16 protein-coding genes are annotated in these 18,414 nt (G+C 70.1%); 6 read left to right on the plus strand and 10 right to left on the minus strand.

Features of this window, described 5'->3' with window-relative positions; all coding sequences use genetic code 11:
• Positions 1-43 precede the first annotated feature (43 nt).
• The 3 genes from FPV16_RS12145 to FPV16_RS12155 are packed head-to-tail and all read right to left on the minus strand — an operon-like array spanning position 44 to position 6,755.
• Positions 44-961, minus strand: a complete 918-nt coding sequence (locus FPV16_RS12145; RefSeq protein WP_227438440.1) for a transglutaminase family protein — start codon at positions 959-961, stop codon at positions 44-46.
• Positions 958-3,489, minus strand: a complete 2,532-nt coding sequence (locus tag FPV16_RS12150) for a circularly permuted type 2 ATP-grasp protein (RefSeq protein WP_227438441.1) — start codon at positions 3,487-3,489, stop codon at positions 958-960. Before FPV16_RS12150 ends, FPV16_RS12145 begins: the two co-directional genes overlap by 4 nt.
• Positions 3,486-6,755, minus strand: a complete 3,270-nt coding sequence (locus tag FPV16_RS12155; RefSeq protein ID WP_227438442.1) for a DUF2126 domain-containing protein — start codon at positions 6,753-6,755, stop codon at positions 3,486-3,488. Before FPV16_RS12155 ends, FPV16_RS12150 begins: the two co-directional genes overlap by 4 nt.
• Positions 6,756-7,127: 372 nt before the next feature.
• On the opposite strand from FPV16_RS12155, the gene FPV16_RS12160 reads away from it, so the two are divergent.
• Positions 7,128-8,276 (plus strand): putative zinc-binding metallopeptidase, encoded by a 1,149-nt coding sequence (locus tag FPV16_RS12160; protein ID WP_227438443.1) that lies wholly within the window; start codon positions 7,128-7,130, stop codon positions 8,274-8,276.
• Positions 8,277-8,400: 124 nt separating this feature from the next.
• Here the strand turns inward: FPV16_RS12160 and yciA are convergent, their stop codons facing one another.
• From yciA to FPV16_RS12190, 6 genes are all read right to left on the minus strand, one after another.
• Complete coding sequence (gene yciA / locus FPV16_RS12165) at positions 8,401-8,811, minus strand: acyl-CoA thioester hydrolase YciA (protein ID WP_227438444.1); 411 nt, start codon at positions 8,809-8,811, stop codon at positions 8,401-8,403.
• A gap of 151 nt (positions 8,812-8,962) precedes the next feature.
• Positions 8,963-9,262 carry a hypothetical protein gene (locus tag FPV16_RS12170; protein ID WP_227438445.1) on the minus strand — a complete coding sequence of 100 codons (300 nt, stop codon included), beginning with the start codon at positions 9,260-9,262 and terminating at the stop codon, positions 8,963-8,965.
• Positions 9,263-9,471: 209 nt separating this feature from the next.
• Entirely contained in the window at positions 9,472-9,657 is a 186-nt protein-coding gene (locus FPV16_RS12175; protein WP_018043081.1) for a YegP family protein, read from the minus strand.
• Positions 9,658-9,821: 164 nt separating this feature from the next.
• On the minus strand, positions 9,822-11,312 hold the full coding sequence (locus FPV16_RS12180; protein WP_227438446.1) for a DEAD/DEAH box helicase: 1,491 nt from the start codon (positions 11,310-11,312) through the stop codon (positions 9,822-9,824).
• A gap of 290 nt (positions 11,313-11,602) precedes the next feature.
• Positions 11,603-11,956, minus strand: a complete 354-nt coding sequence (locus FPV16_RS12185; RefSeq protein ID WP_227438447.1) for a hypothetical protein — start codon at positions 11,954-11,956, stop codon at positions 11,603-11,605.
• Between the two features lie 2 nt (positions 11,957-11,958).
• The gene (locus FPV16_RS12190) at positions 11,959-12,201 is read right to left on the minus strand and encodes a hypothetical protein (protein ID WP_027174009.1); all 243 of its coding nucleotides are present in this window, start codon (positions 12,199-12,201) and stop codon (positions 11,959-11,961) included.
• A gap of 152 nt (positions 12,202-12,353) precedes the next feature.
• Between FPV16_RS12190 and sseA the strand changes: the two genes are divergently transcribed.
• Positions 12,354-13,202 carry a 3-mercaptopyruvate sulfurtransferase gene (gene sseA, locus FPV16_RS12195; RefSeq protein ID WP_227438448.1) on the plus strand — a complete coding sequence of 283 codons (849 nt, stop codon included), beginning with the start codon at positions 12,354-12,356 and terminating at the stop codon, positions 13,200-13,202.
• Positions 13,203-13,245: 43 nt separating this feature from the next.
• Complete coding sequence (locus FPV16_RS12200) at positions 13,246-14,091, plus strand: urease accessory protein UreD (protein WP_227438449.1); 846 nt, start codon at positions 13,246-13,248, stop codon at positions 14,089-14,091.
• 183 nt (positions 14,092-14,274) lie between these two features.
• On the opposite strand, the gene aqpZ is transcribed toward FPV16_RS12200, so the two are convergent.
• Positions 14,275-15,015 (minus strand): aquaporin Z, encoded by a 741-nt coding sequence (gene aqpZ, locus FPV16_RS12205; protein ID WP_227438450.1) that lies wholly within the window; start codon positions 15,013-15,015, stop codon positions 14,275-14,277.
• A gap of 275 nt (positions 15,016-15,290) precedes the next feature.
• Here aqpZ and FPV16_RS12210 point away from each other — a divergent pair, with 275 nt between their 5' ends.
• Genes FPV16_RS12210 through FPV16_RS12220 form a run of 3 tightly spaced genes read left to right on the plus strand, consistent with a single transcriptional unit; the run spans position 15,291 to position 18,405 of the window.
• Complete coding sequence (locus FPV16_RS12210; protein ID WP_227438451.1) at positions 15,291-15,560, plus strand: acyl carrier protein; 270 nt, start codon at positions 15,291-15,293, stop codon at positions 15,558-15,560.
• A gap of 54 nt (positions 15,561-15,614) precedes the next feature.
• Positions 15,615-17,111: an AMP-binding protein gene (locus FPV16_RS12215; RefSeq protein ID WP_227438491.1), complete on the plus strand. Its 1,497-nt coding sequence runs from the start codon at positions 15,615-15,617 to the stop codon at positions 17,109-17,111.
• Positions 17,104-18,405, plus strand: a complete 1,302-nt coding sequence (locus FPV16_RS12220) for a type III PLP-dependent enzyme (protein WP_227438452.1) — start codon at positions 17,104-17,106, stop codon at positions 18,403-18,405. The genes FPV16_RS12215 and FPV16_RS12220 overlap by 8 nt, the downstream gene beginning before the upstream one ends.
• Positions 18,406-18,414 lie beyond the last annotated feature (9 nt).

Consider the following 18,414-nt stretch of genomic DNA (forward strand, 5'->3'; position numbering starts at 1 on the left):
CTCGACGGAGGCCTCCGCTGCGCTCCGTCACCTCCGCCCGGACTCAGGCCGTTTCGGCCTCCGGTTCGCCCGCCGCTTCCGGCATGGCCTCGCCGTCGGGGATCACGTCCACCTCGACCTTGAGCTTCTGCGGGCCGGAGGAGGAGACGATGCCGTCGATGGGGGAGACGTCGGTGTAGTCGCGGCCCCGCGCCACCACGATGTGGTCGTCGCAGGCGCCGATGTTGTTGGTGGGATCGAGGCCGATCCAGCCATCCCCGCACCAGACCGAGACCCAGGCATGGCTGGCATCGGCGCCCCTCAGGCGTGGACGGCCGGCGGGCGGGATGGTGCGGATGTAGCCGCTGACATAGGCGGCCGGCAGGCCGAGGCCGCGCAGGCCCGCGATCATGATATGCGCGAAATCCTGGCATACCCCCGCCCTGAGGGCGAAGGCCTCAGCGAGCGGCGTATGGACGGTGGTCGCCTTGGCGTCGAAGGTGAAGTCGGTGCGCATGCGCCGCATCAGGTCGACGGCTCCGCCATAAGCGCTCCGGCCGGGGGTGAAGCTCATACGGGCATAGTCGGTCACGTCCGGATCGAGGGGAACCCTGACGCTCGGGAACACGAAATGCACGGGGGCGTCGGGCGCCATCGAGCGGCCGGAGATCGCCGTGTCGCGCACCGTCTCCCAGGGCATGCCAGATTCCGGCTCCGGCAGCGGCGGGCGCTTCACCTCCACCCGCGAGAGAGCTTCCACCCGCAACTCGCTATGCGGCGTGTCGATCAGGAACGTCACCACGTCGAGGCCGAAATAGTCGCGCCGCACGGTGCGGGTCCGCGGCGTCGGCGAGATGGTCAGTTCGCTCGACAGGACGTTCTGCCCCTCCCCGTCGCGCGGCTGCAGCCTGAGGGCGCAGCGGGCGTAGCGGACGGGCTTGCCGTAGCGGTAGGTGGTGAGGTGGCGCAGCGTATAGATCACGCGAGCCCCACCAGCTTTTCCGGCCGCATGGCATGCGGTCCGTTGGGGAAGTAGCGGGTGACGATCGCGTCGGCGAGGCCCTCGAAGGTGTTCTCGAGGCGGGCCAGGGCCGCGCCGTCGAGTTCCGACGCCTCGGCGGTGGTGAATTCGGCGGCGAGCTTCTGGGCGAGGCGCCGGTGCGACTCGGGCAGGCCGTCGACGCGCAGCGCCGGCAGGTCGGCGAGATGCCGGCAGATCGCCTCGATCTGGAAGGCGACGGAGCGCGGATTGAACGGATCGAGGAGCACCATGTCGCGCACCGGGTCGATGGCCACGCCCTGCATGTAGCGCGCGCCGAAGGAGACGTGCGAGTCGCAGAGGGACAGCATGACGCCGAGATCCTCGGCGGTCGCCTCGTCCCCCGCGAAACGGGCGGCGAAGGAGCAGGTGTTGATCGCCCGCTCGATCCGGCGGCCGAGATCGACGAAGTGCCAGCCCGCCGTGCGGTTCATGTTCTCCTGCGCCAGCCCCGCCAGGGCGGCGATGTGGCCGAGCGCCCGCTCCGCCAGCCCGAGGAGTTCGGCCTCGGCCAGTTCCCTGGCCTCGTCGAGGTCGAGGAGGTCCCTGAGGTCGGCCAGCGCGCGCCAGGCCTCGCTCGACAGCCGCTCGCGCAGGGAGGCCGCGTTGTGGCGCGCGGACAGGCTGTGCGACAGGGCCGAGCCGTAGGTCGCGCGCCCGCTCAGGGCCTCCTGGGCGAGTTTGGCCGTCGGCAGGTCGGGCGCTTCGATGGCGCCCCATTCGTCCAGCAGGGCGCGGATGCGCAGGGCGGTGGGGGCGCTCTCGGTGCCGGCCATGTCGGCGATCACCGCGTTCCCGACGCTGCCGAGATGGGCGATGACGAGGCGGATTACCGCCTCCGCCCGTTCCACGTAGCGGCCGAACCAGAACAGGTTGTCGGCCGCTCGCGACGGCAGGTGGCCCGCGATGCGGCGCACGCGCGGCGCGCCCGGATGCATCAGCGAGACGGGCTCCACCGGGCCGTCCGAGAGCACCCACACATCCGCCGACTTGATCCCGGCCCGCATCTCGATCGGGTTCACGTCGGGCCGCTCGGAGATGCGGCAGAAGCCGCCGGGCATCACCCGCCAGCCGTCGGGCGTCGCCGCCGCGAAGACGCGCAGCACGAAGGGGCGGGGCACGAGGCGCATCCCGGCGGGGCCGCGCTCCCAGCCCGGCATGGTGGAAAGGGGAGCGGGCTCCTGCGCCACGTAGTCGAACGGACGGTCGCGCAGGGCGGCCACCACGCGCTCGCGCTCGGCGCCGATGGCGTGCGGCCCGAGGATCGCGTCGCGCCCCATGCCCTTGGTCGGGGTCGCCACGGGCCGCAGGTTCAGGTGTTCGAGGTTGTCGCGGACATGGGCGAGGGATTCAGGGTCGCCGCACCACCAGCTCTTCGGCCCCTGAAGGCTGAGATCGGTGCCGAGGAAGTAGCGCGCGATGCGCGGCAGGTAGGCGCCGAGCGCCCCCGATTCCAGGATGCCGGAACCCGGCATGTTGCCGACGACGAGGCTGCCGTCGCGCAGGGCCTCCAGCACCCCCGACACGCCGAGGCGCGAGGCCGGGTTGAGTTCGAGCGGGTCGAGATAGTCGGAATCGATGCGCCGCCACAGGGCGTCGATGCGCTTGAGGCCGGAGACGGTGCGCACGTGCAGGACCCCGTCCTGCATCACGAGGTCGTCGCCCTCCACCAAGAGCAGGCCGAGATAGCGCGCCAGCGCCGCCTGCTCCACATAGGTCGAGCTCAAGGGACCGGAGGTGAGCAGGCCGATACGCGGGTCGCTGCGCTGCGCGCCCGTGACCAGCCCGTCGCGAAACGCCTGGAAGAACGGGGCGAGGCGTTCGACATGGAGGTCGGCATAGAGGTCCGGGAAGGCGCGGGTCAGCACCATCCGGTTCTCCAGCGCGTAGCCGGGACCGGAAGGAGCCTGGGTCCTGTCGGCGAGCACGCGCCAGCGCCCGTCCGGCCCGCGGCCGATATCGGCGGCATAGAGCTTGAGCCAGCGCCCGCCGGGGGGCGTCACCCCCGAGAGCGGGCGCAGGAATTCCGGCGCTCCCGCCACAAGGGCCGCCGGCAGCACCCCTTCCGAGACCATCCGGCCGGGCCCGTAGATGTCGGAGACGATGGATTCCATCAGCCCGGCGCGCTGGACGATGCCGGCGCTGAGGGCGCGCCATTCGGCCCCCTCGATCACCAGGGGCAGGGAACTCAACGGCCAGGCATGCTCGCGCTGGTCGCCGTAGATCCGATACGAGATGCCGGTATCGCGGATGTGCCGCTCGGCCGAGGCGAAGCGGGCGGTGATCTCGGCTCCGCTCAGGGCGCCGAGGCGGTCGAGCAGGCGTGGCCAAGCGCCTTCACAAGCCCCTTCGCGAGGCCCGTCGGGCCCCGCAAACTCGTCCGGAATTCCGGGCCGGGGTCGGTAGTCCGAGGTCCAGCGCGCGACATGCGACGCCGATCCTCCGGCTTGCGCCTCGGCCACGTGGCTCATCTGGGTGCTGGCGTTCTGAGATCGAGGGTGAGCGGGAACTCGCGGCTGATCTCCTCGGCCGGCATCTCGATCTTGCCGGGGGTGTGGCCGTGGGCCTGGAAGCGCGCGAGACGGCGCCCCTCGGCCTCGTAGGTGTTCACCGGGAAGGTCTCGTAGTTGCGCCCGCCGGGATGGCTGACATGGTAGCGGCAGCCGCCGATCGAGCGTCCGCTCCACGCATCGAGGATGTCGATGGTGAGGGGCGAATGCGCGGGGATCGTCGGATGCATCGAGGAGGCCGGCTGCCACGCCTTGAAGCGCAGGCCCGCCACCGCTTCGCCCACCGTGCCGGTGCTCGTCATCGGAAGGCGCCGGCCGTTGCAGCTGATGATGTGGCGGCCGGGGACGAAGCCCTCGACCTTGACCTGCAGACGCTCCACCGAGCTGTCCACGTACCGCACCGTTCCACCGATCGACCCCTCTTCGCCCAGCACGTGCCAGGGCTCCAATGCCTGCCGCAGTTCCAGCTTGACGCCGCCCTGCTCCACCGTTCCGAAGACCGGGAAGCGGAACTCGTACTGCGCCTGGAACGCCGCCGAGTCGAAGTCGTAACCGGCTTGCCGGAGGTCTTCCAGCACGCCGAGGAAATCCGTCCAGAGGAAGTGGGGCAGCATGAAGCGATCATGCAGGCCCGTGCCCCAACGGACACAGCCGCCCTCCTGCGGTTCGCGCCAGGCCCAGGCGACGATGGCCCGCAGCAGGAGTTGCTGGGCCAGACTCATGCGCGGGTCCGGAGGCATCTCGAAGGAGCGGAACTCCAAGAGGCCGAGGCGGCCGGTGGGGCCGTCCGGCGAGTAGAGCTTGTCGATGCAGATCTCGGAGCGGTGGGTGTTGCCGGTGACGTCCACGAGGATGTTGCGGAAGATCCGGTCCACCAGCCAGCGCGGGATGTTGGGCTCGTCGGGTTTGGGCACCTGCGCGAGGGCGATCTCGAGTTCGTAGAGCCCGTCGTGCCGGGCCTCGTCCATGCGCGGGGCCTGGCTCGTCGGGCCGATATAGAGGCCGGCGAACAGGTAGGAGAGCGAGGGGTGGCGCTGCCAGTAGAGCACGAGGCTCTTCAGCAGGTCCGGCCGGCGCAGGAACGGCGAATCGTTGGGCGTCGCGCCGCCCAGCACCACGTGGTTGCCGCCGCCGGTGCCGGTATGGCGGCCGTCGGTCATGAACTTCTGCGCACCCAGACGGATCTGGCGGGCATCCTCGTAGAGCTCGCTCGTGATGGTCACGGCCTCGCGCCAGGAGGTGGCGGGATGCACGTTGACCTCGATCACGCCGGGATCGGGGGTGACCTTGATGACGTTGAGGCGCGGATCGAACGGCGGCTCGTAGCCCTCGATATGCAGGGGCTGCTTCAGCTCGGCGGCGACGACCTCGAGATGGCCGATGAGTTCGAGATACTCGTCCACCCGCTGCAGCGGCGGCATGAACACCCGCAGCACCCCGTCCCGCGGCTCGACGGCGAGCGCCGTGCGCACGGCGGCGCCGGTGACGCCCGATCCGTTCTCGGTCTTGGTGCCGGGATGGCCTTCGGGGAGCGCGCCCCGGTCCTCCAGCGGATCCTGGGGCTGGTAATAGGGGTAGTGCTCCGGCGGCACGAAGGGCAGCGAGCTTAAGGGGAGGCGATAGCCCACCGGTGAATCGCCCGGCGTCAGGAAGGCGTGGCTGCGGCGGAACTGCCAGGCTTCCGAGATCCAGCGGCGGTCGTCGGGATCGTCCTTGCCGAGCGGCAGGCTCGCCAGGGGGAGGGCATAGCCGGCGGCCTCGCCGAGGCCGCGGTCGAACACCCGCGCGATGCGGGCGTTGGTCTCCGGGTTCGGGAACTTGGCGTCCGAGGTGGTGACGTTGACCGGCAGCTCCTCCCGCTTCTCCTCCCAATAGATCGGGTCCTCGAAGGCGGGGAACACGTAGGTCTCGAGGCCGAGGCGCTTGGCGACGCCGTCGATCAGCGCCTTCGCCTTGCTGGAAGTGGCGTCACGCGGGCCGTCCTCCGTGGCGACGAGGTCGGGATTGCTCCAGATCGGCTTGCCGTCCCGGCGCCAGTACAGGGCGAAGGCCCAGCGCGGCAGGCTCTCGCCCGGATACCACTTGCCCTGGCCGTAATGCAGCATGCCGCCCGGTCCGAAGCGGGTGCGCAGGCGCCGGATCAGCTTGTCGGCGAGGCCGCGCTTCGTCGGCCCTACGGCGGCGGCGTTCCACTCGGCCGATTCGAAATCGTCGATGGAGACGAAGGTCGGCTCGCCGCCCATGGTCAGGCGCACGTCCTGCTCGGCGAGATCGACGTCGATCCGCTCGCCCAGCGCATCCATCTTGGCCCAGACCTCCTCCGAGAACGGCTTGGTGATGCGCGGCGCCTCGGCCACGCGGGTCACCGTCATCTCGAAGCCGAACTCCACTTCGGCGGGTTCGGCGAGGCCGGAGATCGGCGCGGCGGACTGGTAGTGCGGCGTGGCGGCCAGGGGGATATGGCCCTCGCCGCAGAGGAGGCCGGAGGTGGCGTCGAGGCCGATCCAGCCGGCGCCCGGCAGGTAGACCTCGGCCCAGGCGTGCAGGTCGGTGAAGTCGGTGGAGGTGCCGGCCGGGCCGTCCACCGCCGTCGTGTCGGGAATGAGCTGGATCAGGTAGCCGGAGACGAAGCGCGCGGCGAGACCGATGCGGCGCAGCACCTGGACGAGGAGCCAGGCGGAGTCGCGGCAGGAACCGCTCTTCAGGGTCAGCGTCTCGGCCGGCGTCTGGACGCCCGGCTCCATGCGGACGCCGTAGGTCACCTCGGAGGCGATCATGGCATTGAGGGCGACGAGGAAGAGCACGGTGTTGGGCTGCTCCGGCAGCCGCTCGAGCAGCGCGTCGATCTCCGGTCCCGTGGCGTCGTCGGTGACGAGATAGGGCTTCAGCTCCGCCGTCAGGTCGCTCTCGTAGGCGAAGGGGCGGGTCTGGGCGTAGTCCTCTACGAAGAAGTCGAACGGATTGATCACCGCCATCTCGGCGACGAGATCGACCTCGATCTTCAATTCGGTGGTCCGCTCGGGGAAGACCAGCCGGGCGAGCCAGTTCCCGTTCGGGTCCTGCTGCCAGTTGATGAAATGGTTCTCCGGCAGGATCTTCAGGGAATAGGCCGGTACGGTCGAGCGCGTATGCGGCGCCGGGCGCAGGCGGATCACCTGTGGTCCGAGCTGGATCGGCCGATCGTATTTGTAGTGGGTGACGTGGTGGAGGGCGGCTTTGATGGACACGGGGACTCCCGCTGGTTCAGACGTGGTGCCGGGCGCGCGATGAACGCGCGCCGGCGGCGGGAAGCCGGAGCGCATCGCCGAAGCGCATCCCGGCTGTCATCGGCGTTTTGAGGCCGAATGACCATAGGCCGGGAACAGCGCCGACGGCAGTCGAATTCGGTGCTAGTCTACAGCGACGTTGCCCGACCGGGTGGTGGAAGGCGAAGACGTTCATCGCGTGAGGATCTTGGCCCTGGCAGTTCAGACATACGGCGTGGCGATGCGGCCCGTCGCCGGGCGTGAAGCAAATTCCGTGCATCGTGGCGCGGGAGGGCGCCACGACGCGGTCCCGCGCGCCCGCACCGGCGACCGTCCGGCGGGCAAGGCGGCCCGATGAAGGTCTTCCAGTGCCAGGCCTGCGACCAGCCTGTGAGCTTCGAGAGCACGGAATGCGACAGCTGCCAGCGGCGGCTCGGCTATGTCTGCCAGTCGCATGAGATGTCGGCCCTCGAACCCTTCGGTTCGGTCTGGCATGCCTATGCCGACCCGGCCCGCAAGTACCGCTTCTGCGCGAATGCCGATTTCCAGGCCTGCAACTGGCTGGTGCCGGAGGACAGCCCGGACCGCTACTGTACCTCCTGCCGGCACAACCGCGTGGTCCCGGACCTGACCCTCGACTGGAACCTCACCCGCTGGCGCCAGATCGAGGCGGCCAAGCACCGGTTGTTCTACTCGCTCCTGCGCCTGGACCTGCCCCTGATGACGCGGGAGGAGAACCCGGCCACGGGCCTCGCCTTCGATTTTCTGGTCGATCCGGCCGAGAGCTACAGCGTCGGCCCGCCCGTCCTCACTGGGCATCGCAGCGGTCTCATCACCCTCAACATCGCCGAGGCCGACGACGTCGAGCGCGAGCGCCGTCGGATGCTGTTCGGCGAGTATTACCGCACCCTGCTCGGGCATTTCCGCCACGAGATCGGGCATTATTTCTGGAACGTCCTGGTCCGCTACGACCCGAGCATCTGGGCGTTCCGCGACCTGTTCGGCGACGAGCGCGCCAGCTACGGCCTGGCCCTGCAGCGCTACTACGGCCAGGGCGCGCCGCCGGACTGGCAGGAATCCTACGTCAGCGCCTACGCCACCAGCCATCCGTGGGAGGATTTTGCCGAGACCTGGGCGCATTACCTCCACATCGTCGACACGGTGGAGACGGCGAGCGCCTTCGAGCTCCATCTGCGGCCGCGCCTGCGCAGCAGCGCGCCGGAGCCCGTGGTGATCGATTTCGATCCGTACCAATCCCCCGATCTCGACCGGCTGGTTTCGGTCTGGCTGCCGCTGACCTATGCGGTGAACTCCCTCAGCCGGAGCATGGGGCAGCCCGCGCTCTATCCCTTCAAGCTGACCCCGGCCGTCATCGCCAAGCTCGCCTTCGTCCACGACCGGGTCGACGCCGTCCGTTCGGCCACGGGCCACCAGCTCGATTCCGACGTCCTGAAAGCCGTCATCACCGGCCTGCGCCAGCGCGTGGCCCCTCCGAACGACTGATATCAGGCGGCGCCGGTCCCGACCGATGGCCGGGATCGGCGCGTTCGGCGGACGCCCGCCGCCGCGCGGTCGCGCGGGCAGCCGACGATGAGGTCTCCTCACCGTCGGCTGATTGAGCCGGGCCTCACGGCTCCTGCGATGTTTCCGGCTCCGGCTTGGGAAGCCGGCGCGGGCGTCCGTCGTCGTCGATGGCGACGAAGGTGAAGGTCGCCTCGGTCACCTTCTCGCGCAGCTTGGTGCGGAAGCGCCGCGCCCAGGCCTCGACCTGGATCTTCATGGAGGTGCGGCCGACGCTCTCCACCCGGGTATAGACGCAGAGCACGTCGCCCACCCGCACCGGGCGGATGAAGGTCATCGCATCGACCGCCACCGTGACCACGCGGCCCTGCGCCTGGTCGACGCCGGCGATGCCCCCGGCCTGGTCCATCTGCGACATCACCCAGCCGCCGAAGATGTCGCCGTTGGCATTGGTGTCGGCCGGCATCGCGATGGTGCGCACCGTGAGGTCCCCACGCGGATCGCTGGTCTCGCCCATTGCGGTCTCCACCCTGATCGCCGCCGGCCTTCATTCGTCCGAGGCGCGGCTTGGCCTCCTGCATCGGCCGACAGGTGGTGTCAGGTCAAGGAAAAGGCCCGGATGTCCCTCTCGGGTCATCCGGGCCTCGGCAGAGATCGGCGCTATCGGCTCAGTAGTAGAAGCGACGCGGGCCGTAGAACCGGCGCGGGCCGTAATACGGACGGCGGTAGAACGGGCGCGGCGCGAAGTACGGACGGCGATAGTAGGGACGGGCGTAATAGGGGCGACCGTAGAACGGGCGACGGTAATACGGCCGGCGGTAGTAGTACTGCGCCTTCTCGACGACGGCCGGTGCGGCCTCGCTTTGAAGGGCGGAAACCGGGCCGATGGGTGCGGCCGACGCGCCCTGGGGCGCCAGGGCCGCGAAGCCCAGGGCCAGCAATGCGGCCAGAAGGAGTTTCCTCAACACGTTCATGACTCCTCGGATGATCGAACGATGGTGATGATACGACGGCATGCGCGGGAATGCATGCTTGGCCGTCACCCGAACGCACGGAATCGGCAAACCGTTTCATGCCCTCTGCCGGCACGCTTAACGGTTAGCCGTCCCGGAAACGGCCTTCGAGAGGACGGCCATTCTGCCGAAGGTCTGGGCGAAAGCGGGGCCGCGTGGACGGGTCAGGCGATCTTCAGCGTCATGTCGACCACGCTGGCCTCGGCCGAGCCCTTCACCAGGGTGATGCCGTGCTCGCAATCTTCCCGGCGGGCATAGCCCTCGGCCGAATCGGCGATGACGTTGCCGTTCGTGACGCGGAGGCGCCAGCGCCACTCGCCACCCGAATCCCGATAGAGTTCAAAACGCATGCCCACGCCTCCCTCGCGGCGATCACCGCCATAGCGTCAGATGGCGCGGGATCGTCCGTCGGCAATGCCCGTCCCGGCGGCGGGCCCGGACACGACAACGCCGCCCCGGACGATCCGGGGCGGCGTCAGGCCGGGCGAACCCGACCGGTAGAGCTTGGGTGAGATCAGGAACGCGGGAAGCGATCGAGCCAGCCGATGGCACGGCCTTCGCCGCCGGCATTGCCGCCGCCGCCGCTGCGCGGGCGCTCGCCCTGGCGCGGAGCGCGGTTGTCGCCGCGCTGGTCCGGACGGGGGCCACGGCCCTGTCCTTCCGACGGACGATCGCCGCGGCCCTCCTGGGGACGACCCGAACGGGCCTGCCCGGCGGGCTGGCCACCGCGACCGCCGCCCGGACGGGCACCGGCGCCGGGACGACCGCCGCCGGGACGCTGGCCCTGGCGCTGGCCGGGACGCTGGCCCTGGGGCGCCGGACGGCGCTCCTCGGCCTGGGCGGCCTCGGCGGCCTCCTGGCGGGTCGGCGGGTTGAAGCCCTCGGGGAAGGCGCCGACGGGGATCTTCTGGCGCGTGGTGCGCTCGATATCCCGCAGGTAGGCCTTCTCCTCGTCGTTGCAGAACGAGATGGCGAGGCCGTTCGCCCCGGCGCGCGCGGTGCGGCCGATGCGGTGGACGTAGCTCTCGGGCACGTTGGGCAGGTCGTAGTTGATGACGTGGCTCACCGCCTCGACATCGATGCCGCGGGCGGCGATGTCGGTGGCGACCAGCACCCGGCAGGACCCGTCCTTGAACGCGGCGAGAGCGCGCTCACGCTGCGGCTGGGACTTGTTGCCGTGGATGGCCGAGGCGTTGATCCCGACCTTCTCCAGGCCGCGCACGACGCGGTCGGCGCCGTGCTTGGTCCGCGTGAAGACGAGCACGCGTTCGATCTTCGGATCGCGCAGGATGTGGTTGAGCAGGGCCTGCTTCGCACCGGTATGGGCGAAGATGACTTCCTGGGTGACGCGCTCAGCGGTGGTCGCCACCGGCGTGACGGCGACCTGGACGGGATCGCGCAGGTACTGGTCGGCGAGGCCGGCGATGTTCTTCGGCATGGTGGCCGAGAAGAACAGGCTCTGGCGCTCCTTCGGCAGCATCTTCACGATGCGCTTGAGGGCGTGGATGAAGCCGAGATCGAGCATCTGGTCAGCCTCGTCGAGGACGAGGATCTCGACGGCCTCGAGGGTCAGCGAGCGGCGCTCGATGAGGTCCATGAGGCGGCCCGGCGTGGCGACGAGGATGTCGACGCCGTTGGCGAGTGCCTTCTCCTGGCGGGAGATGGTGACGCCGCCGAACACCACGGTGTTGGTGAACGACAGGTATTTTCCGTAATCGGAAAAGCTCTCGGCGATCTGGTTGGCGAGCTCGCGGGTGGGCGAGAGCACCAGCACGCGGCAGCCGCGGCGGATGGCCTTGCGCGGGTTCTGGGCGAGGCGGTGCAGGATCGGCAGCGCGAAGGCCGCGGTCTTGCCGGTGCCGGTCTGGGCGATGCCGCAGAGGTCGCGGCCTTCCATGGCCGGGCGCAGGGCCTGGGCCTGGATCGGGGTCGGGGTCTTATAGCCGGCCTCATCCAGGGCGCGCAGCACGGGCTCTGCGAGGCCGAAATCGGTGAATTGGGTCAAGGGTAGACTTTCAGGCAGCGGGACCGGCCGGACGCCACCGAAACGATGGCCGTCTTGTCGAAGGGGCTGGTCCGTTGAGCTGGAGGCCGCCCGCGTGATGGGGCGATCCGGGTGCATGCACGTTGAAGAGAGGGGCTCAGGTCGCTTGGGCCGCGCTGACGCGCAATCGGCGATCCGTCACGCAGCCCTCTCAAGCGAACCTGTCACGGTCGCTGACGCTGCAACTGCGATATGCGCTTTCGCGCCTGCGAAGTCAACGTGGTGGCCGAGCCATTCGCCGGGCGCGGGGGTTACCAGCCGTATCGCGCCATCTGGTCGAGCTTGGCCTGGACCGCTTTCTCGTCGCGGCCTAGAGCGGCGAGGCTCTGGGACAGGCCGTAGCAGGTGCCGCAGAAGGGGAGCTGGACGAGGGCCATCGTCTCGGCCCGGAACCGGGATACGGAGCCGATCAGGCAGGCGATGACCACCTCGTCCGCGGGCGTGTCGACGCAATCGCCGCGCGGGCTGCCGAACAGGGCGCGGTCGGGATAGGCCAGGGCCAGGGTGGTGCCGCCCCGCCGGTCGGGGGCCGGGGGCACGGTGTAGCTGCGCACGAACAGGCCGGCGAACAGCGCCATGAGTCCGAGGGCCGCGAGGAGGCGCATGGTCAGGCGGTCTCGTCGAAGCGGGTCCGGTGGAACACCTCCGTCCCGGCCCCGTCGATGACGCGCACCGCCTCGGCCGGTCCGCCCGAGCGCTGCGGCGCCCGTGCCCGCGCGAACAGGAGGAGCGCGCGCTCGGTGGCGCTCTCCGCCCCGCTGGCGCGGATCGACAGGCGCTGGCGCACGCGGTCCTCGCCCTCGTCGTCGGAGCCGAGGATCTCGATGTGGAACGTCTCGCGCGGAGTCACGATCGGGCCGCCTCGGGGTCAGGTCTGTGGGGATGGCTGGTCATTCGGGGGAGCTTTCGCCTCAACGCAGCGCGTGTGCAAGCTGGCGTCTGGGCAAGCCGGGGGCGGATGTGGTTGAGTGGCGTCGACCTCCCTCATCGGACAGAGCAGACATGGCGCCTTCGCATTTCGTCACGACCGACTGGCTCAAGGAGCGTCTCGGCGCACCCGGCATCATCGTGCTCGATGCGTCGTGGTACCTGCCCGCCCAGGGGCGCGATGCCGCAGCCGAATACCAGGCCGCCCATATCCCCGGCGCGATCCGCTTCGACATCGATGCCATGAGCGACGAGACCTCGCCCCTGCCGCACATGCTGCCGCGGCCGGAGGTCTTCGCCTCGCGCATGCGCGAACTCGGCATCGGCGACGGCATGCACATCGTCGTCTATGACGGGATGGGCCTGTTCTCGGCGCCCCGCGTCTGGTGGATGCTGCGCACCTTCGGCGTGCGCGACGTGCAGATCCTGGAAGGCGGTTTTCCGGCCTGGCTCGCCGCCGGTTTTCCCACCGAGGATGGCGACGGCCCCCGCCGCGACCGGCGCCATTTCTCCGCGCGCCTCGACCACGGCGCCGTGGCCGATGCCGACGACGTCGCCCGTGCCCTGGAGACCGGTTCGGCACAAGTGGTCGATGCCCGCTCCGCCCCGCGTTTCCGCGGCGAGGAGGCCGAGCCGCGCCCCGGCGTGCGCCCCGGCCACATGCCGGGCGCGCGCAACGTCCATTATTCCGCGCTCCAGGCCGACGGCCGACTAAAGGACGCGGATGCCCTGCGAAAAGTCTTCGCCGATGCCGGCGTCGATCCGGAGAGGCCCGTGGTCACCACCTGCGGATCGGGGGTGACGGCGGCCATCGTCGCCCTGGCCCTCGAGACCCTCGGCCATCCCCCCCGCGCGCTCTATGACGGCTCCTGGTCCGAATGGGGCGTCGACCCCGCCCGGCCCGTCGCCACCGGGCCGGCCTGAGGCGGCGAGCGGCCGAGCCCGCACGCGCGTGACCCAGGACCTATTGAGTATTGCCGTCCCGTCCCCCGATCCGGCGCCGGCGCGGCAGCGCTCCGACGGGCGCGTCCGCGTGCGCGTCGTCCGCCACGGAATCGGCACGCATGTGGCCGACCTGTCCGAGGCCGGGCCGCTGCGCCTGCGGCTTCCGCGCCACGCCGCGGGGGCCTGCGAGGCGGTCCTCCTCAACACGGCGGGCGGCATCGCCTGCGGCGACGGGTTCCGGGTCGAGGCGGAGGTCGGCGCGGGCGCCCACCTCGTCCTCACCACCACCGCCGCCGAGAAGATCTACAAATCCGACGGCCCATCGAGCCATGTGGGCACCAGGGCGGTGCTCGCCGAGGGGGCACGCCTCGACTGGCTGCCGCAGGAGACCATCCTGTTCGACCGGGCGCGGCTGGAGCGGCGGTTCGAGGCCGATCTCGCCCCGGATGCGCGGCTGCTCGCTTTCGAGGCAGTGGTCTTCGGGCGCACCGCCCGCCACGAGCGCCTGGATTCCGGTCTGTTCCGGGATGCGTGGCGCATCCGCCGGGGCGGGCGCCTGGCCTATGCCGACTCCCTCGCCTTCGACGGTCCGATCACCGCCCTGCTGGAGCGGACCACCCTCGGCGGCGGCGCCCGGGCCATGGCGACCCTCCTCGACGTCTCGCCCGATGCCGAGGCGCGGCTGGAGGAATTCCGCAGCCATGTGGACACGCTCGCGTCACCGGAGGTCGACGTCGCCGCCAGTGCTTGGAACGGGCACCTCGTTGCCCGATTCCTGAGCGCCGCCCCCGATGCCCTGCGGGCCACGGCGGCCCGCCTCCTCGTGGCCTACCGGGGCATGCCGATGCCGCGGGTCTGGCAGAGTTGAAGGGAAGCAGGCGTCCAGACCGTGCCCCTGACGTGCCGCGGTGGAGTGGAGGCTTCCCGTTCGCGCTCGGGGTTCTGGAGGCCTCGTTCGAGGCCCGCTGACGTGGGCACCTCAGGATGAGGGGGTCGGGTGGGAGAAGGCGAATTTCGACCCCGGCAACCCGATCGCTCGCCCCGTCGAACCTCACGCTGCGGACCGCTTCTCCACGATCGTGGTCTCGATCAGCGTGTCCGGCTCGTAGAGCCAGCGCGCCATGGCGCCCGCCATGACCGCACCGAGGATCGGCGCCAGCCAGAACAGCCAGAGCTGCCCCATCGCCTCGGCGCCGGCGAACAGGGCTGGGCCGCTGCTGCGGGCCGGGTTGACGGAGGTGTTGGTGATCGGAATCGAGATCATGTGGATCAGGACCAGGGCGAAGCCGATGGGAATGCCGGCGAACCCGGTCGCCGCGCCCTTCGAGGTCGTTCCGATGATGATGAACAGGAAGAAGAAGGTCGCGAGGGCTTCCACCAGGAAGCAGGAGAGCAATCCGTATTGGCCGGGGCTGAGGTCGCCGTAGCCGTTCGAGGCGAAACCGCCCGGCACCCATCCGGCCTTGCCGGAGGCGATGAGGTAGAGCACGCCCGCGCCGAACACCGCTCCGACGACCTGCGCCACGATGTAGGGGATCACGTGATGGTCGGCGCAGCGTCCGGCCGACCACAGGCCGAGGGTGACGGCCGGATTGAAATGGCCGCCCGAGATATGCCCCACCGCATAGGCCATCGTCAGCACCGTGAGCCCGAAGGCGAGGGCCACGCCGAGAAAGCCGATGCCGAGGGCGGGGTAGGATGCGGAGACGATGGCCGCGCCGCAACCTCCGAAGGTGAGCCAGAACGTTCCGAAAAATTCGGCCGTCGATCGCCGGATCGTATCATGTGTCATGGCAGCCCCGCTCGGACGCAGGAGGAATTCTCATGTATTCAGACCACGAGAATCAGCTTTATCCTTGGTCGTGACGCACGGAACCTAGATTTCGCTTCGACCGCTGGCAATCGCTCATTGGGCGTATCCGGTCGGGCCGGCGGATCGGCGCCGCCGTTATTGTCCCGGTTGCTTCCCGCCGTAAGGCCGCGCCGGGGAGCGGCTCATGGACTTGCCCGGCCGACATCGCTATGGGCGGCGACGGCCGACGGGACGGCCGATGGGGGGACCGGAACGTGGTCGAGACACATGCCGCCGCGCGCGAGGCGATCCTCGCCTTCATCGCCGGCCGCAATCCCGGCCTCGCGCCAGGTGCGGTGACCGGATCGACCTCCCTCGTCACCAGCGATGCCCTCGATTCCATCGGCGTGCTCGACCTGATGATGGAGCTCGGCGACCGGTTCGGCTTCGAGATCGAGGAGGACGCCTTCGAACTCGCGCATTTCGAGAGCGTCGACGCCCTGGCCGCCTTCGTCGAGGCCAAGCGGGTCCGGGCGCAGCCCTGAGCAGCTTCGAGGACGCAAAACCGGTGACCATTTTTGCTGAACCTGCTTAGCACCATGCCGGCGCCCGCCCTGCTGCACGATCTCCTCGACGGACCGGCCTGCGCGTCCGAGCGGATCGCTCTCGTCTCCGGCGACGAACGGCTGAGCTATGGCGGGATGCGCGCCGAGGTCGAGCGGCTGGCTCGGAGGCTGCGCGAGGACGGCGCCGAACCCGGCGACCGGATCGCGATCCTGCTCCCGAAATCCATCGCCGAATGCGTGGCGATCTTCGCCATCAACCGGGTCGGGGCGGTTGTCGTGCCGGTCCATCCGAGCCTGCGCCCGCGCCAGGTCCGTCATATCCTCGACGATTGCGAGGCACGGTTTCTCATCAGCGACGCCATCCAGCTCGCCGCCCTCGATCTTGCCGCGCCGAACCCGCCCCGATCCCCGCTGATCGTCCGCCTCGCCCCCGACATCGTCACCGCTCCGCCGCCCGGCCTCGCGGCGATCCTCTACACGTCCGGCTCCACCGGGCTGCCGAAGGGCGTGATGCTGAGCCACGCCAATCTCCTGGCCGGCACCCGGATCGTGCGCGGCTACCTGGCGATCGGGCCCGACGACCGCATCCTCTCGGTCCTGCCATTCTCGTTCGATTACGGCCTCAACCAGCTCCTCACGAGTATCGAGCAGGGCGCCTGCCTCGTCCTGCTGGAATTCCGCTTCGGCGACGAGGTGGTGCGGGCCATCGAACATCATCGGATCACGGTTCTGGCCGGTGTCCCGACCCTCTGGACCCTGCTGACCCGCGCGGCGCCGAGGCTCGGCAAGGCGGATCTCGCGAGCCTGCGCATCCTCACCAATTCGGGCGGCGCGGTGCCGCAGGAGACCGTGGCGCGCCTGGGCCGGGCCCTGCCGCACACCGACATCGTGCTGATGTACGGCCTCACCGAGGCCTTCCGCTCCACCTACCTGCCGCCGGGCGAGATCGACGCGCGGCCGGGCTCCATGGGCCGCGCCATCCCCGAGACCGAGATCTTCGCCGTGACCGCCGACGGGCGGCGGACCCGTCCCGGCGAGCCGGGCATCCTCCACCATCGCGGTCCCACCGTGTCCCTCGGCTACTGGAACCGGCCGGAGGATACGGCCCGCATCCTGGTGCCGGACCCGCGTTTCCCGCAGGACAGCACCCGCGTCTGCCGCTCCGGCGACCTCGTGGTCGAGGACGGGGACGGCTATTTCCGCTTCCTCGGCCGCGAGGATGCGATGATCAAGAGCGCCGGCTTCCGCGTGAGCCCCACCGAGGTGGAGGAGGCGCTGATGGAGACCGGCGCGTTCCGGGCGGTGGCGGTGATCGGTCTGGCCGATGCCGGCCTCGGGCAGCGCATCCACGCCGTCGCCGTGCCGGCCGGAAGCAGCCCCGCGCCGGAGGAGGTTCTGCAGGCCGTACGGCGGACGCTGCCCCCGCACATGGTTCCGCGCGCCGTCGAGACCGTCCCGGCCCTGCCGACGACGCCCAACGGCAAGGTCGATTACAAGCGCCTCGTGGCGGAACGGACGAGCTATGTCTGATACGATCGGCGACAGCCTCGCGGACCGCCTCGTGGCCGCGAGTTTTTCGCGATGCGACGGCGTGCTCCATGTGGGCGGCCTCGATCTTCGCAGCCTCGCCGAGACCTACGGCACGCCGTTCTTCGTCTACGATGCCGACCTGTTCCGCCGCGCCTATCGCGACCTCGCGCGGGCGGTCGCCGGCTTTGCGGTGGTGGATTATTCGGTCAAGGCCAACCCGGCCCCCGCAATCATCCGCGTCTTCCGCGACGAGGGGGCGGGGGCGGAGATCGCGTCCGGTGCGGAATTCGCCGCCTCCTGGGCGGCCGGTGTCGATCCGCGCCGCATCCTGTTCGCCGGGCCGGGCAAGAGCGACGTTGACATCGAGGCCACCGTCGCCGGCGGGATCGGCGAGATCCACCTGGAGAACAGCGAGGAGATGGGCCGCGTCGCCGAGGCGGCGGAGCGCCACGGCACCGTCCAGCGGGTGGCGATCCGGATCAATCCGGGGCCCGACGCGCAGGGCGGGGCCATGCGGATGGGCGGCAAGCCCTCGCCCTTCGGCTTCGACGAGGAGGAGCTCGATGCCATCGTCGATGCGGTGGAGGCCGAACCGCGCCTGCATCTGGCCGGCATCCACCTCTTTGCCGGGACGCAAGGGCTCGTCGCCGCGACCCTGCTGTCGCAATGGGCCTACGGCCTGTCCCTGGCGGAGCGGGTGGCCGGGCGGATCGGGCGTCCGCTGGAGACGATCGACCTCGGCGGCGGCCTCGGCATCCCCTATTTTTCCAGCGACACCGCTCTCGACCTCGGCGCCCTTCGCGACGGAATGCCGGCGCTCATCGCCCGTGTGGAATCCGATCCCCGCCTCAGGGAGGCGCGGATCGTGCTCGAACCCGGACGGTTTCTCGCCGGGCCGGCGGGCCTCTACGTAGCGCGGGTGAGGGCGGTGAAAGTTTCGCGGGGCAGCCGCTTCGTCATCACCGATGGCGGCATGCACCACCATCTCGCGGCCTCGGGCAATCTCGGGCAGGTGGTCAAACGCGATTACCCCGTGACGAGCGTGGTGGATCGCGGCGGCCCGCGCTCGCCCTGTGCCGTGGTCGGCCCGCTCTGCACCCCCCTCGACATGCTCGCCCGCGCGACCCCGCTGCCGGACCTCGCGGCGGGCGACCTCGTGGCCGTCCTGCAATCGGGCGCCTATGGGCTGACGGCGAGCCCGATCGGCTTTCTCAGCCATCCGCGACCGGCGGAACTCCTGGTGGATGAGGGCAGGGTGCGCGAGATCGGCACGGCGCGGCGGCCGGCGGACTGACGACGGGGC

Source organism: Methylobacterium sp. W2 (assembly GCF_020662345.1).
Classification (GTDB): Bacteria; Pseudomonadota; Alphaproteobacteria; order Rhizobiales; family Beijerinckiaceae; genus Methylobacterium.

What these genes read in the sequence shown, in the direction of transcription:
- FPV16_RS12150 (WP_227438441.1), bottom strand. Translation starts at nt 3,489, where the DNA reads ATGAGCCACGTGGCCGAGGCGCAAGCCGGAGGATCGGCGTCGCATGTC.
- FPV16_RS12160 (WP_227438443.1), top strand. Translation starts at nt 7,128, where the DNA reads ATGAAGGTCTTCCAGTGCCAGGCCTGCGACCAGCCTGTGAGCTTCGAG.
- yciA (WP_227438444.1), bottom strand. Translation starts at nt 8,811, where the DNA reads ATGGGCGAGACCAGCGATCCGCGTGGGGACCTCACGGTGCGCACCATC.
- FPV16_RS12175 (WP_018043081.1), bottom strand. Translation starts at nt 9,657, where the DNA reads ATGCGTTTTGAACTCTATCGGGATTCGGGTGGCGAGTGGCGCTGGCGC.
- FPV16_RS12185 (WP_227438447.1), bottom strand. Translation starts at nt 11,956, where the DNA reads ATGCGCCTCCTCGCGGCCCTCGGACTCATGGCGCTGTTCGCCGGCCTG.
- sseA (WP_227438448.1), top strand. Translation starts at nt 12,354, where the DNA reads ATGGCGCCTTCGCATTTCGTCACGACCGACTGGCTCAAGGAGCGTCTC.
- aqpZ (WP_227438450.1), bottom strand. Translation starts at nt 15,015, where the DNA reads ATGACACATGATACGATCCGGCGATCGACGGCCGAATTTTTCGGAACG.
- FPV16_RS12215 (WP_227438491.1), top strand. Translation starts at nt 15,615, where the DNA reads ATGCCGGCGCCCGCCCTGCTGCACGATCTCCTCGACGGACCGGCCTGC.
- FPV16_RS12220 (WP_227438452.1), top strand. Translation starts at nt 17,104, where the DNA reads ATGTCTGATACGATCGGCGACAGCCTCGCGGACCGCCTCGTGGCCGCG.